This is a genomic window from Bradyrhizobium sp. NBAIM03, from assembly GCF_020194055.1.
GTDB classification, from domain to species: domain Bacteria; phylum Pseudomonadota; class Alphaproteobacteria; order Rhizobiales; family Xanthobacteraceae; genus Bradyrhizobium; species Bradyrhizobium yuanmingense.
In genome coordinates this window covers 156,121-169,542 of sequence record NZ_JADYVS010000013.1, presented here as the reverse complement: position 1 = coordinate 169,542, position 13,422 = coordinate 156,121, and the positions used below count along the sequence as shown (strand labels likewise).

Sequence of the window (13,422 nt, the reverse complement as noted above, 5' to 3'; positions counted from 1 at the left end):
TCAGCGCCTCGCCAACAGGCCTTGCGGCCGGATCGCCAGCACCAGCACCATGATCAGGAAGGTCACGACGATGGCGTAGGTCGGGATGTAGACCGAGCCGAGCTGCTCGGCGAGGCCGATGATCAGCGCGCCGAGCGCGGCGCCCGGAATCGAGCCCATGCCGCCCACGATCACGACGACGAGGGACGCCAGCAGGAAACGGATGTCTTCGCCGGGCGACAATGACTGGAAGGTGCCGCCGACGACGCCAGCGATGCCGGCAAGCCCCGCGCCGAAGGCGAACACGCCGACGAAGACGAGCTGGATGCGCACGCCGGTCGCGGCGAGAATGTCGCGATCGTCGACGCCGGCGCGGATGATCATCCCGATCCGGGTGCGGTTGAGCGCGAGCCACATCGCGACGCCGATGACCACGGAGGCCACGAAGATCACGAGCCTGACGAGCGGATATCTGAGATAGACCGGCTCGCCCGAGGATTTGATCGCGGTCACCAGCGGCAGCTCGATGGGACCGATCAGCCATTTCGGGGTCTGGATCTGGTAGAAGTCGCCGCCGCAGGCCCATAGCATGAGATCGGCAAACACGATGGACAGCCCGATCGTCACCATGGTCTGCCTGAGATCCTGGCCCTCCATCCGGCGGAACACGATCACCTGCAGCAGCACGCCGACGACAGCGGTCAGGACGAAGGCGACGATGAAGCCGAGGATCCACGAGCCGGACGATGTGCTGATGGCATAACCGATATAGCCGCCGAACAGGTAGAGCGAGCCGTGCGCGAGGTTGACGTTGCGCATCAGGCCGAAGATCAGCGTGAAGCCGCTGGCGACCAGGAAGTAGAGACCACCGAGCGTGATGCCGTTGAAGACCGCGTTGAGGAAGACGCGCTTCCGGCCGATCGCCTCTTCCAGCCCCGGCGGCCAGACTGCGAAGATCAGCCAGAGCGCGACCGCAATCGCGATGATCGTAATCAGCGCCCAGGCCGGATGGCGTTCGACGAAGCGGTTCATGGCTTCACCTCGCCCCGCTTGCGGGGAGAGGTCGACGCGTAGCGCCGGGTGAGGGGGACTCTCCGCAAGCCAAACTGCCGCCGCACTTGCGGAGACTCCTCCTCACCCAGACCCTCTCCCCGCAAGCGGGGCGAGGGGGCATGCAAGCCGTTGCCGGCTGCTGGCCCTGCCATGAGCGAACGTCCTCCCGTCACGCGCGATCCTCTTTTCCGGGATCGCGTTGCCGGCATCCTAGCCAAGCGGCGAGGGCGACATTTGATCGTGAGTATCTTTTCGTGGCCTGCGCTCAGGCGCGCAAAACCTTGGCGGCGCGACGATAATCGGTCGGGGCCATCCCGACATTGGCGGCAAAAAAGCGCGTGAAACCGCTCTGCGAGGAGAAGCCGAGATCGAAGCCGATGTCGGCGATCGGTACCTCGCTCGCCACCAGCGCTTCGAGCGCCTGTTCCATGATCAGCGTGTTGAGATAGAGGTTCGGGGTGACGCCGGTCTGCACGCGGAACAGCCGGTAGAAATGCGGTCGCGACAGGCCGGACTCGCGCGCGATGGCGTCGAGCTCGATTTCAGCGCCGGGGCTCTCCGACATCATCTTGATGCACTTGCGCACGCGAAAGTCGGTGACGGCGCCGCCTGCGCGCGCATCGCGCGCGATCTCGGCCTGCTGCCAGCTTTCGTCGTAGCAGATGTCGATCAGCCGCCTCAGCTCGGAATCGAGACTGGAGAGCGATGGTGCGCCGCACACGAGCGCGGCGGTCCGCCTGATGTGCTTGTCGAGTGCTGGCGTGCGCTTGAACTGGGTGCGGCCGAAGCGCAACCGGTCGGAGCCGGAGGCATCCGGCGCAAACCATTCGGCGTTGACGTAGAGCACGAAGAAGATCGCGCCGCCGTCGAGATCGGTCGGCAGGAAGTTGTGCGGTTCCCAGGGATTGACGGCGACGACCGACGTCTCGGTGAGATCGTAATGCCCGTCGGAGACATCGATGCATGCCGACATGCCGCCGACATGGAAGATCAGATGACCTTCGCGATGGGCGTGGATATTGAAAGGCCGGTTCAACTGATAAACCGTCGCCCGGCCGAAGCGGCCATGGAAGACGGCGAGCGCACGGCTCATGCCTTCCCCTCCCGAATGTTCTTGTCTTTTCGGCCAGCCTTCAACAACACCGCCGAGATTGCAAGAGCGGAGAGCGACCGCGTCAGCGAGTCGCTCCCCGGTTGCGTCTGCCTGACGTGATGCGTCAGTACCTCTTACATTCCGGCACGGTGCGGCTCGGCAGCCCGATCTTGGAGAACACGGCCGGGTCGTAGCCGAGCGTCTGGTTCACGTTCGGGATCACCTTCACGACCTTGCTGAACAGCGCGCCCTTGCCGTCGTCGACGACTTCGGTGACGAAGTTGGTGCCGATCGCCTGGCGGTTGGAGTCGAGCTTGATCTTGCCGTTCGGTGCGTCGAGCTCGATCTTCGCCAGTGCTTCCTTGTACTTGGCCTGGTTGTTGGAGAGATCGCCGTTGACCTGACGCAGTGCGAGGATCAGCGCCATGGTTGAATTATAGTAGTTGGTGGCGAGCAGCGACGGGCTTGGGAAGCGCTTGTTGGGCGGGAAGGCGTCTTGATAGGCCTTCACGAATTTCTGCCAGCCCGGATCCTCCCAGGTGTCGGCCTGTCCGCTCGCCGCGATGGTTCCGATCAGCGCGTTCTTGGCGTTGCCCTTCGACGACAGGATCGTCTGGTCGATCATGATGGAACCGCCCATCAGATGCGCCTTGCCGCCGGCCTGCTGATACTGGTTGAGGAAGTTGACGGCGTCGGCGCCGCCAAGCCCGAGATAGATGGCATCGACGTCGTCGGGCAGGGCAGCGATGACGGAGGCGAAGTCCTTCGTTCCCAGCGGCACCCATTGCCGGTTGGTGACCTGTCCGCCCATGCCGCAGAACTCGAGCACCAGCCCGAACACCTGGGTATAGATGAAGGAATAGTCCTCGCCGACGGTCGCGATCTTGCGATACTTCTTCTCTTCATAGGCGTATTTGCCGAGGCCGATCTGCCACTGCGCGCCGTCCATGTTGTAGCGGAAGAAGTTCGGTGCCGGGTCGACATAGGTCGTTTCCTGCGCACCGGATGCGGCATTGATGAACGTCAGCCCGGGATGGCTCTTGGCAAAATTCTTGACCGCGATGCCTTCGTCGCCGGAGAGCGGCGACAGCAGGATCTGTACCTTGTCCTGCTCGATCAGCTTGCGCACGGCGCGCACGGCGGAGTCCGGCGTTGCATCGGTCGAAGCCACGATGAATTCGAGTTCCTTGTCGCCGACCTTCTTGCCGAGCACGTTGAGCGCGGTCTGGTGGCCGCGCATGCCGTCCTCGCCGAGCACCGTGTAGGTGCCCTCGAGCGTTGCGGTCACGCCCACCTTGATCTTTTCCTGGGCGATCGCCGCGCCCGAAAGAAACAGGCTGCTCAACGCGAGCAGTCCGATGCTGCATTTCGACATGTGCTCCTCCCTGTGTCATCGCTTGTTGCCGCGACGAACCGTATGATGCCCGTGGCTCTCGAAGCCCGCGGCTTTGGAGGAAAGCTAACCGAAGTCGGATGCGCTGCACCCATCGCGGCCTCGTTCGGCTTGACCGGTAGTCTCATTTTTGAATGTTGCGGCGCGAGTGATTTTCGCGGTGCAGCAGGACGCCGCGCTAGCTGTAATCTTCGCCGAGAAACTGGTTGATCGCATCGAACGCCTGCAGACGGTTCTTCTCCAGCAGAACCATGTGCGTGCCTTCGCCAATCTCGACCCATCGCCGGTAGGGCGCATGCGTCAGCGAAAGGAAGAAGTTCTGCGCCGAGGCGATAGGAACGTCCTGGTCCCATTCCGCGTGGACCAGGAGCACGGGCACGCGAATGTCGGCGGCGTCATAGAGCCTCTTGCCAGCGGCCCAGTATTCGCGGATGTCCAGGATCGGGCCGTTGACGGCACGCATGATGGCAGGCGTTTGCGCGCTGCCTAGCGGGTCCGTGGCGAGCGAGATGTTGGCCCAGAGCTCGAAGCCGCCCGCCGGGATCAAGCTCGATCGTGCCGCTTCCGGCGCAGCCGAAAGCCAGCGCTCCCTGAAGTCCAGCACCGGAACGTTGCGATAGCCGCCGAGGCGCCCGCCAGCATCGATCGGAGCTGGGCCCTGCAGCACCCAAAGCGGCGCGACCAGCGCGAGCTTGACGACCTTGTCGTTGTTGCCTGCGGTGTAAGCGCCGGCCACCGAGCCGCCCCAGGACATTGCAACCAGATTGAGGCGAGCGATCCTGCGCTGCTTCAGGATGTGCGCGACGGCGCTGGCGAGGTCGCGCACGCCGGCCTCGGTGCGCACGAGCGGTTCGGACTGCTCCGGCGGCGCGTCCATCTCGGACGGGCGGGTCGACTGGCCATAGCCGCGCACGTCGAGCGCGAAGACGTCGTAGCCATGGCCGGCGAGATGATCCATGAACGAGAGGCCGCCGAGCGGCGTATCGAAAAGGCTTCCCGATGAATAGGTCGCGCCGTGCATCATCAGGATGGTTCGCTCGGCGGAGAAGGTCTCGAGCGCCGCGGGACGCTTGTTGCGCAGGTGAAGCGAAATTCCGGCCGTGTCGCTCGGGATCATGAGATCCTCGACTACGATCTTGGGCCTGTCGACGCGCGCGCTGGCGTGCTGATTCATGATCGTTCTCCGTTCAGACGAATTGCCAGGTGAAGCGTCCTCCGGTGCGGCTGACGCGGCCGACCGATGACTGTGCGAAATGGGTGGTGAAGATGATTGAGCCCCGCTCGGCAGCGTCCTCCAGCACGAAGGCGCGCGAGCGCAACGCGGCTTCCGGGAATTCGCAGAAGCAGGAATTGAGCGAAGGCTCATACACCTGGAGCGGGTGGTGCATCACGTCTCCGGCGAACAGCGCCTCTTCGCCGCGTGAGACGAGGCGGATGGAGGCGTGATCGACGCTGTGGCCGGGCGTCGGGACGAACGAGATGCCCTCGATGGCCTCGCTCCCGTCCACAGCGATGAGCCTGGCAAGTCCGGCCTCGATCACCGGCCGGACGCTGTCGTCATAGACACGGTCGGCCGGCTTGCGCAGCGCGGGGCCGAGGGCCGGGGCCGGGCGGGCCGCTCCGGTCGGCTCTGTGCCCGTCGCGAGGCTCTCGCCATAGGCCTGCTCGATCGCGGAGAAGACGTAGGTCGCATTCGGGAAGGTCGGGACCCAGCGTCCCTCGACGAGACGGGTGTTCCAGCCGACGTGATCGGCGTGCACGTGGGTGAGCAGCACGTAGTCGACCTGCTCCGGCGTGACGCCCGCTGCGGCCAGCCGTGCCAGGAACGGTTCGTTGAGCCGGTGAAGCGGCGGAATCTCCGGCCGGTTCTTGTCGTTGCCGGTGGCCGTGTCGATCAGGATCGTGTGGTGCGGTGTCCTGACCAGCCAGCTGTGAATGCTCTGGATGAAGGTGCCGGTCGCAGCATCGAACGAGCCCGCTTCCAACTCGTCGCGATTGCGCTCCAGCGCCTCTGGCTCGCCTCCCGGATAGAGCGCGTCGAACTTGAATGCGGCAAGCCGCAGCTCGTCGATCCGCGTGACGGATGCTTCGCCGACCTGATAGGTCTTGGCCGCGTGAATCATCAAGATGTCCTCCACTGGACCGCGGCGTAGGGCTGGTTGCCCGGGCCGCGGTGACGGTGAGGTACGAAGCGCGCCAGGCCTTGGGGAGAGTCGCGGGCTCGATAGGTCCCATCGACATTGTCGATATCGGAAAGGACGCTGGCCCAGCTTTTCACGCCGCCGTTTTGGCCCTAACCCTCGTATCGCGGCTCGTCGCGGTCGCGACATGCCCCAGACGGAGGTGCCACCGATGCAGGATGCGGAACACGGCCGGGGTCGGCCGGCCGATGATAACGATCTCGCCGAGATCGACCTCGGTCTGTTGCTGGCTCTGGAGGCTCTCCTGCGCGAGCGGAACGTGACGCGCGCGGCCTCCCGGCTCAATATCGGGCAGCCTGCGCTCTCGGCGCGGCTGAACCGGTTGCGGCAGATCTTTGCCGATCCGCTGTTCGTGCCCGCGGCGAGCGGGCGCGGCGTCGTGCCGACGACGAGGGCGGTGGAGCTGCAGACGGCGCTTGCGGACGTGCTCGGCAAGCTTCGTCGCATGGTGGAGGGGCCGGCTGAGTTCGACCCCGCCAAGAGCCAGCGTACCTTCGTCGTTGCCATCCACGAGAATCCGGCCGTGACGCTGGCGCCCGGCCTGGTCGCGCGCTTGACCGCGATGGCTGGGCGGGCGCGGCTCGCCCTCGTTCACCCCGCGCGCGATGTCGTGGATCAGCTCGAAAGGGGAGAGATCGACATCCTGGTGACGGGCGCCGACCGCGCACATGGCGAGCTGATGCAGCGGCCGCTGTTCGAAGACGGCTTCCTGTCCGCACAGCGCAAGGGTCATCCCCGCGGCATCGGTCCGCTCGATCTCGACAGCTTTTGCGCGCTCGACCATCTGCTGATCTCCGCCGATGGCGGCGGTTTCTCGGGCCTGGTCGACGACGCGCTGGCGGTGCTCGGCCGCTCCCGGCGCGTCGCCGTCTCGATTCAGACCTATGCGCTGGCGCCGGTCATCCTTGCGCACAGCGACTGCATCTGCACCCTTCCGCGGCGCTTCCTGATCCGCTTCGCCCACGAGCTCGATCTCACGCCACCGCCGCTCGATCTGCCGCCCGCTCGCATCGTCGCGCTGTGGCATCCGCGCAATCAGGAGGACAAAGGCCACGCCTGGCTTCGCGAGTGCCTATACCAGGCGGCTGCCGCTTGATCGCGACGTGCCCTCACGTGGGGAGGAGCGGCGCTGTCAGGTTGTAAGTTCTGATTTCTGGAATGAAGTCGGCCAGCTTGCATTCGTTGCGTCCGGTATGCCGCCTGCCGCCTTCCTGAGCTGCGTGCCGAGATGGGCAGGTGCCTCGAAGTATCACCGGATCGCCATTACCGCCGGCTTTCGCCCCTTGTATCCTTGCTCGATGCCGAGCGCAGGAGAGCGCATGATGCGCCGGGCCTGACGACCGGCGGCAAGCCGGTAGCGAGCCCCCGGCTGGCCACTGACGTTGCCGGCGGGCGATCGCCCGAGAAGCCAGCTGGCAATCCATTGATTGCACATCCGGACCTACCCCCCACGCTGACGATTGACAGCGAATTATTACATGTCTAAAAATATGCAAATTCATATAATCCGTGAGATGCCTGAATGGACGTGCATCCGCTCAAGCTCAAGGTCAGGTCGTATGTCGCGGAGACGCCGTTCATACGGAGCCTTGTGTTTGGTGTGGAGGACGGCGTCGTGCCGCAATGGCAGGCAGGCGCGCATCTCCGCGTCGCGCTCCCGAATGGCGGAGACCGGCCGTACTCGCTGATGGCGTTGCCGGGACTTCCTGAAGATGCGCTGGCGCTTGGTGTCCTGCGCGAGGAGGCTTCGAGCGGCGGCTCGCAGTTCATGCACGCGCTCAAGGTCGGCGACGTCGTGAAAGCGAGCGCGCCGGTCAACAATTTTCGCCTGCACGAGGGAGCAGCGCCGGCGCTGCTGTTCGCCGGCGGCATCGGCATCACGCCCGTTCTGTCGATGGCGGCGGAACTGGCGGCGCGGGGAAGCTCATATCGCCTGCACTATGCCGGGCGCACGCAAGGATTGCTGGCGTTCCTGCCGCAATTGCAGGAGATCTGCGCCGGAGGGCTGTCCGTCCACTACGACAGCGATGAATCCCGCCTCGACATTGCCGCGGCGCTCGGCGATGCCGCAGCAAACGCCCACGTCTATGTCTGTGGCCCTTCGGGCATGATCGACGCGGTGAAGGCCGCTGCGGCCGCCGCCGGCGTGTCAACCGATCGCGTTCATTACGAGCTCTTCAAGTCCGAGCAGCCGTCATCGCCTGACCAGCCGTTCGAGGTCGAGATCAAGTCGACCGGGCAGGTTGTCGGCGTTGCTGCCGGGCAGACCATCATCGAGGCGCTGGAGGCGGCTGGTTTCGACGTGCTCTACGACTGCCGGCGCGGCGATTGCGGCATCTGCCAGTGCGGCGTGATCGCGGGACTCCCCGATCATCGCGACGTCATCCTCAGCGACGAGGAGAGGGCGTCCAACAAGGTCATGCAGATCTGCGTGTCACGCGCGAAGTCGGAACGACTGGTGCTGGATCTCTAGGGGAGACGAGGGACGCCATGAAAAGATACGGCGGGAATGCCCACGCGATTGCGGCGCTGGTGCGCGAGGCCGAGGTGCATCGCGACGTCTATGTCGACCCCGAGATCTTCGATCTCGAGATGGAGCATCTGTTTCCCAACAGCTGGGTCTATGTCGGCCACGCCAGTCAACTTGCAAAACCCGGCGATTTCATCACCGCCAATATCGGCCGGCAGCCGGTCATGGCCAGCCGCCATACCGACGGCTCCATCCATGTGTTCTACAATCGCTGCCCACACAAAGGCGTGAAGATCGCGTCCGAACCCTGCGGCAACACCGGAAAGTTCTTCCGCTGCCCTTATCACGCATGGTCTTTCAAGACCGACGGCTCGCTGCTCGCGATCCCGCTGAAGAAGGGCTACGAGGGCACCGGCTTCGGCGACACTCAGGCGAATGAGGGGTTGTCGAAGGTCAGGAACGTCGTCATCTACCGCGATTTTATCTTCGCTCGCCTGAGCGTTTCAGGCGTCTCCTTCGAGGATTATTTCGGCGAAAGTCTTTCGACCATCGACAACATGGTCGACCGATCGCCGGAGGGGGAGCTCGCAGTCCAGGCGACGCCGATCCGCTACATGCACACGTGCAATTGGAAGATGCTGGTCGAGAACCAGACCGACACCTGCCATCCGATGGTGGCGCATGAGAGCTCGGCCGGCACCGCGGTCAAGGTCTGGAAGCGCGAGCAGGGCGATTCCACGGAAACACCGATGGCGGTACAGCTCTACGGTCCCTTCATGAGCCCGTACGAGTTCTACGAGCAGAGCGGCATCCGGATCTGGCCGAACGGCCACGGCCACACCGGCGTCGCCAACTCCATCCATTCGAACTACTCTGATATCCCGGGCTATCTCGACCAGATGGTCGCAGCCTATGGCGAGCAGCGCGCGCATGAGATCCTTGGCGAGGTCAGGCACAACACCGTCTACTTCCCGAACATCATGGTGAAGGGCGCTGTCCAGATCCTGCGCAATTTCATCCCGATCGCGGTCGACAAGACGCTGGTCGAGAGCTGGGTCTATCGCCTGGTCGGCGCGCCCGACAAGCTCTACGAGCGCGCATTGATGTACAACCGCTTCATCAACGCGCCGACCTCGATCGTCGGCCACGACGACCTCGAAATGTACGAGCGGGCGCAGGAAGGACTGAAGTCCAACGGCAATCGATGGGTCAATCTGCGACGGCTCTACGACGGCCATGAAGAGCAGGACGTCACGGCGGTGATCAACGGCACGTCCGAGCGGCAGATGCGCAACCAGTTTCACGCCTGGGCGAAATTCATCACCATGGACATGGACAAGCGCATCGAGGCTGCGGAATGATCGGCGAGAAGACCATCACGGACTTCATCTATCGCGAGGCGGAGCTGCTCGACACCATGGAGTGGCAGGCCTGGCTCGATCTGTTTCACCCCGAAGGGCGTTATTGGATGCCGCTGGAATGGCAGCAGCAGGATCCGGTGCTGCAGCCGTCCCTGATGTACGAGGATCTGCTGCTCCTGAAGGTGCGGGTCGAGCGGCTCGCCGGCGAGCGCACCTTCAGCCAGAAGCCGAAGAGCCGTTGCCATCATCTGCTCCAGGCACCGCGGATCGTCGCGTGCGATCCTGCTGCCGGAATGTTCAAGGCCCGGACCTCCTACATCTACACCGAGACGCGCGGCGATATGCTGGAGCGCTATTCGGGATGGGCCTCGCACGAGCTCGTGCAGGTCGGCGATGCCCTGAAAATCAAGCTCAAGCGCGTCGATCTCGTCAATTTCGATGCGCCGTTCGGCAACATCCAGCTTTTCATGTGAGACTGCCTTGACCGCTGCGACCACTGTCCATGCCCGTTTTCAAGAGACCGCGCTCCGCCGCGGCGAGGCGGGTTTCCTCAACGTGCTGCCGGAGACCGCAGGCATCTACGGCATCGCGGCGGGCGAGATTTCCTACCGCGCGATGCTCGACCGGGTCGAGCGCCGTCGCGTAGCGTTTGCGAGCCGCGGCTACGGCGATGGCCACCGGGTCGGGCTGCTGCTCCAGAACAGGCCCGTCTTCATCGAACTGTGGTTCGCGCTCAATGCGCTCGGCGTCTCGGTGGTGCCGATCAATCCGGACCTCCGTCTCAGCGAGCTCGAATACATCATCGGGCATTCCGAGATGAATGCTGCGTTCGTCCTCACCGAACGGCGCGAGGAGGTGGAGCTGGCCGCGCGTCAGGCCGGCCGGCCAATCCCTGTCGTGGACGATCAGGACGACGTTCCCGCTCCCTTCGGCGGTGCGCGGTCCTCGACCTCAGCTAGCGAGGGGAGCGAATGCGCGCTGCTCTATACATCGGGGACGACGGGCCAGCCCAAGGGCTGCGTGCTCACCAACACCTATTTCCTGCATTGCGGAAACTGGTATCGCGACGTCGGCGGGCTGATCGACCTCAAGCCAGACGGCGAGCGTATGATCACGCCGCTGCCGCTGTTCCACATGAACGCGATGGCGGTGTCTCTGATGGCGATGCTGTCGGTCGGCGGCTGCCTGACCATGCTCGATCGCTTCCACCCGCGCAGCTGGTGGGCCTCGGTGCGCGACAGCCGTGCCACCTGCCTGCATTATCTCGGCGTGATGCCCTCGATGCTGATGAGCGCGCCGCCGTCGGAGCTGGACCGCGCGCACAGCGTGCGCTTCGGCTTCGGCGCCGGCGTCGACAAGCTGCTGCATGCCACGTTCGAGCAGCGCTTCGGCTTTCCGCTGCTGGAGGCCTGGGCGATGACCGAGACCGGCAGCGGCGGCGTCATCGCCGCCAATGTCGAGCCGCGCAAGGTCGGCACCAGCTGTTTTGGCCGCCCGGCCCCCGAGATCGAGGTTCGGATCGTCGATGACGGCGGCAATGATGCCCCGGTCGATGTGCCCGGCGAGCTGTTGGTGCGGCGCGCCGGCGCCGATCCGCGCTACGGCTTCTTCCGCGAATATCTCAAGAACGAGGCTGCCACCACCGAGGCGTGGGCCGGCGGCTGGTTGCACACCGGCGATATCGTGTCGCGCGATGCGGACGGCGACCTGCACTTCGTCGATCGCAAGAAGAACGTGATCCGTCGCTCCGGCGAGAACATTGCCGCGGTCGAGGTCGAATCCGTTCTCAACCGCCATCCCGCGATCCGGCAGGCCGCGGTTGCGGCGACGCCGGATCAGGTGCGCGGCGACGAGGTTGCGGCGGTCATCGTCGCTGAGAAGGCCGGCGCGGACCGCGCGCTCGCCGAAGAGATCGTGCGCTGGAGCCTTGAGCAGATGGCCTATTACAAGGCGCCGGGCTGGATCTGCTTCGCCGACAGCCTGCCGCTGACCGCGACCGAGAAGATCCAGCGCGGCGGGTTGAAGGATTTTGTCGGGAAGCTGATGGGCGAGGGCGCGTTCTTCGACCTGCGCGACCTCAAGAAGCGGCAAGTCTGATCAAGAAGGTCTGATCAAAGAAGGTCTGATCATGAGCGAGATCCGCACCACCCTCATCACCGGCGGCAATTCGGGGATCGGCGAGGCCCTGGCGAAGAAGCTCGTCGCGCGCGGGCAGCGCGTGGTCTCGGTCGGGCTCGAGCAGCCCGGCTGGACACATGATCTGCTCGCGGCCTATCGCGCCGACCTCACCAATATCGAACAGACGCGTGCGATCGCGCAGGAGATCTGCCGGGATCACGCCGTCGACAACCTGGTCCACAATGCCGGGGTCATCCTGCCGAACCTGCTGCCCGACGCCAAGCCGGAAGACATATTGATGCTGGCGCAGTTGCATCTGGGCGCGCCGATGCTCCTGACCCAGGCGGCGCTGGAAGGGATGCGTGCGCGCCGCTTCGGGCGCATCGTGTTCGTCTCTTCGCGCGCCGCGATGGGGGCAGTGACGCGCTCGGCCTATTCGGCCACCAAGGCCGGCGTGCACGGCATGGCAAGGACCTGGGCGCTGGAGCTTGCCGCGAGCGGCATCACCGTGAATGTCGTCGCGCCGGGACCGATCCTGACCGATAATTTCTGGGGCATCATCCCGAAGGGCTCCGAGCAGCAGGAGCGGATGGCGCGCAACGTTCCGGTCGGGCGGCTCGGCTCGCGCGAGGACGTCGCGCACGCAATCTCGTTCTTCCTCGACGAGCACTCCGATTTCGTCACCGGCCAGGTGCTCTATGTCTGCGGCGGTACCAGCCTCGTCGGCCTCGGGCCTTGACGCGCGCGCTCTAGATCTGGTTCTGGCGGATATTCTCGACCATCTTGGCCAGCACGCGCGCGCAGACCTCGATGTCGTCGGGCTCGATGCCCGCGACCAGCCTGTCGTAATTGTTCGCCATGATCGGCCAGATCTTGCGCAGCAGCGCTTCGCCCTCCGGCGTCAGGCCGACGACGCGGCGGCGCTGGTCCTCCTCGGCGATCTCGCGCTTGACGAGGCCCGACGACACCATGGACTCGACCATGCGGCTCGCCGTCGACTGCTCGGTCACCGCGAGAACGGCGACCTCGTTGACCGTGAGGGTCTTGTAGATGAACAGCACCGACAGCGTCCGGAACACGACATTGTTGATGCCGTGCTCGCTCAAATCGCGGTTCTGATCCAGGTTCCAGCGATTGGCGAGCCGGTTGAACAGATACGGAATATAGGTTTGCAGCTGGTCCCTCGTCCTCGGCGGACCCGACTTCCATCTGCTCTTGGATTCTCTGGCCATTATCTCTTGCGACTTTGCTTCTTGCTCTCGGTATGAAGTTTCGAGGAAAGCGATTTCAGCACGGACAGCGCGGTGTCCAGCTCCCGGGCCGGGACGTTCTCGAGCCGTCTGGCGAGATGCTTCTTGTGGATTTCGGCGGCCTGCCGGAACAGCGCTTCGCCTTTCGGCGTCAGGCGCACGATGAAGGACCGCCGGTCCTCGCTCGACATCTCCCTGCTGATGAGGTCGTCGGCGAGAAGACGTTGTACCAGCCCCGAGACATTGCCGCCGGTCACCTTCAGATTTTGCGACAATTGCCCGAGCGCGAGGCCCTCCTGGTAACGATCGAGCTGGGCCAGCACGTCGAATTTTGCCAGCGACAGGCCGAACTCCGAACTCAGCATCGAATTGAGCGAGGCGAACAGCTCACCATGCAGCGACAGCAATTGGAGCCAGAGCCGGGTTTCGATCTGCCCAGGGACGGGAACAACGTTCTCCTTGAGTGCTGCCGGCATCGCATGACCATCGAGTACAGAATGTCTC

The 13,422-nt window shown here is 64.4% G+C and carries 13 protein-coding genes; 6 read left to right on the top strand and 7 right to left on the bottom strand.

Features of this window, described 5'->3' with window-relative positions; translation table 11 throughout:
* The 5 genes from I6F21_RS20880 to I6F21_RS20860 form a co-directional block, all read right to left on the bottom strand.
* A complete protein-coding gene (locus I6F21_RS20880; protein ID WP_225143093.1) occupies window positions 1-1,011 on the bottom strand; it encodes a branched-chain amino acid ABC transporter permease in 1,011 nt (336 codons plus the stop codon).
* Window positions 1,012-1,297: 286 nt separating this feature from the next.
* Window positions 1,298-2,125: an AraC family transcriptional regulator gene (locus I6F21_RS20875; RefSeq protein ID WP_225143091.1), complete on the bottom strand. Its 828-nt coding sequence runs from the start codon at window positions 2,123-2,125 to the stop codon at window positions 1,298-1,300.
* Window positions 2,126-2,249: 124 nt separating this feature from the next.
* On the bottom strand, window positions 2,250-3,500 hold the full coding sequence (locus I6F21_RS20870) for an ABC transporter substrate-binding protein (RefSeq protein ID WP_225183394.1): 1,251 nt from the start codon (window positions 3,498-3,500) through the stop codon (window positions 2,250-2,252).
* A gap of 196 nt (window positions 3,501-3,696) precedes the next feature.
* The gene (locus I6F21_RS20865) at window positions 3,697-4,692 is read right to left on the bottom strand and encodes an alpha/beta fold hydrolase (protein ID WP_225143089.1); all 996 of its coding nucleotides are present in this window, start codon (window positions 4,690-4,692) and stop codon (window positions 3,697-3,699) included.
* A gap of 13 nt (window positions 4,693-4,705) precedes the next feature.
* A complete protein-coding gene (locus I6F21_RS20860) occupies window positions 4,706-5,641 on the bottom strand; it encodes an MBL fold metallo-hydrolase (protein WP_225143165.1) in 936 nt (311 codons plus the stop codon).
* Window positions 5,642-5,870: 229 nt separating this feature from the next.
* Here I6F21_RS20860 and I6F21_RS20855 point away from each other — a divergent pair, with 229 nt between their 5' ends.
* From I6F21_RS20855 to I6F21_RS20830, 6 genes are all read left to right on the top strand, one after another.
* Window positions 5,871-6,815 (top strand): LysR family transcriptional regulator, encoded by a 945-nt coding sequence (locus I6F21_RS20855; RefSeq protein ID WP_225112747.1) that lies wholly within the window; start codon window positions 5,871-5,873, stop codon window positions 6,813-6,815.
* A 426-nt stretch (window positions 6,816-7,241) separates the two neighbouring features.
* On the top strand, window positions 7,242-8,192 hold the full coding sequence (locus I6F21_RS20850; RefSeq protein ID WP_225143088.1) for a PDR/VanB family oxidoreductase: 951 nt from the start codon (window positions 7,242-7,244) through the stop codon (window positions 8,190-8,192).
* 17 nt (window positions 8,193-8,209) lie between these two features.
* Entirely contained in the window at window positions 8,210-9,550 is a 1,341-nt protein-coding gene (locus I6F21_RS20845) for a Rieske 2Fe-2S domain-containing protein (RefSeq protein WP_225143086.1), read from the top strand.
* Window positions 9,547-10,023, top strand: a complete 477-nt coding sequence (locus I6F21_RS20840) for an aromatic-ring-hydroxylating dioxygenase subunit beta (RefSeq protein ID WP_128262357.1) — start codon at window positions 9,547-9,549, stop codon at window positions 10,021-10,023. Before I6F21_RS20845 ends, I6F21_RS20840 begins: the two co-directional genes overlap by 4 nt.
* 7 nt (window positions 10,024-10,030) lie before the next feature.
* On the top strand, window positions 10,031-11,647 hold the full coding sequence (locus I6F21_RS20835) for an ATP-dependent acyl-CoA ligase (RefSeq protein ID WP_225143084.1): 1,617 nt from the start codon (window positions 10,031-10,033) through the stop codon (window positions 11,645-11,647).
* A 31-nt stretch (window positions 11,648-11,678) separates the two neighbouring features.
* A complete protein-coding gene (locus tag I6F21_RS20830; RefSeq protein WP_036023814.1) occupies window positions 11,679-12,407 on the top strand; it encodes an SDR family oxidoreductase in 729 nt (242 codons plus the stop codon).
* A 10-nt stretch (window positions 12,408-12,417) separates the two neighbouring features.
* On the opposite strand, the gene I6F21_RS20825 is transcribed toward I6F21_RS20830, so the two are convergent.
* The gene (locus tag I6F21_RS20825) at window positions 12,418-12,900 is read right to left on the bottom strand and encodes a MarR family winged helix-turn-helix transcriptional regulator (RefSeq protein ID WP_036023816.1); all 483 of its coding nucleotides are present in this window, start codon (window positions 12,898-12,900) and stop codon (window positions 12,418-12,420) included.
* On the bottom strand, window positions 12,900-13,394 hold the full coding sequence (locus I6F21_RS20820) for a MarR family transcriptional regulator (protein WP_036023818.1): 495 nt from the start codon (window positions 13,392-13,394) through the stop codon (window positions 12,900-12,902). Before I6F21_RS20820 ends, I6F21_RS20825 begins: the two co-directional genes overlap by 1 nt.
* Window positions 13,395-13,422: the final 28 nt, after the last annotated feature.

Coding starts and splice junctions, on each gene's coding strand:
- I6F21_RS20880 (WP_225143093.1), bottom strand. CDS start 1,011: ATGAACCGCTTCGTCGAACGCCATCCGGCCTGGGCGCTGATTACGATC.
- I6F21_RS20875 (WP_225143091.1), bottom strand. CDS start 2,125: ATGAGCCGTGCGCTCGCCGTCTTCCATGGCCGCTTCGGCCGGGCGACG.
- I6F21_RS20870 (WP_225183394.1), bottom strand. CDS start 3,500: ATGTCGAAATGCAGCATCGGACTGCTCGCGTTGAGCAGCCTGTTTCTT.
- I6F21_RS20865 (WP_225143089.1), bottom strand. CDS start 4,692: ATGAATCAGCACGCCAGCGCGCGCGTCGACAGGCCCAAGATCGTAGTC.
- I6F21_RS20860 (WP_225143165.1), bottom strand. CDS start 5,641: ATGATTCACGCGGCCAAGACCTATCAGGTCGGCGAAGCATCCGTCACG.
- I6F21_RS20855 (WP_225112747.1), top strand. CDS start 5,871: ATGCAGGATGCGGAACACGGCCGGGGTCGGCCGGCCGATGATAACGAT.
- I6F21_RS20850 (WP_225143088.1), top strand. CDS start 7,242: ATGGACGTGCATCCGCTCAAGCTCAAGGTCAGGTCGTATGTCGCGGAG.
- I6F21_RS20845 (WP_225143086.1), top strand. CDS start 8,210: ATGAAAAGATACGGCGGGAATGCCCACGCGATTGCGGCGCTGGTGCGC.
- I6F21_RS20840 (WP_128262357.1), top strand. CDS start 9,547: ATGATCGGCGAGAAGACCATCACGGACTTCATCTATCGCGAGGCGGAG.
- I6F21_RS20830 (WP_036023814.1), top strand. CDS start 11,679: ATGAGCGAGATCCGCACCACCCTCATCACCGGCGGCAATTCGGGGATC.
- I6F21_RS20825 (WP_036023816.1), bottom strand. CDS start 12,900: ATGGCCAGAGAATCCAAGAGCAGATGGAAGTCGGGTCCGCCGAGGACG.
- I6F21_RS20820 (WP_036023818.1), bottom strand. CDS start 13,394: ATGCCGGCAGCACTCAAGGAGAACGTTGTTCCCGTCCCTGGGCAGATC.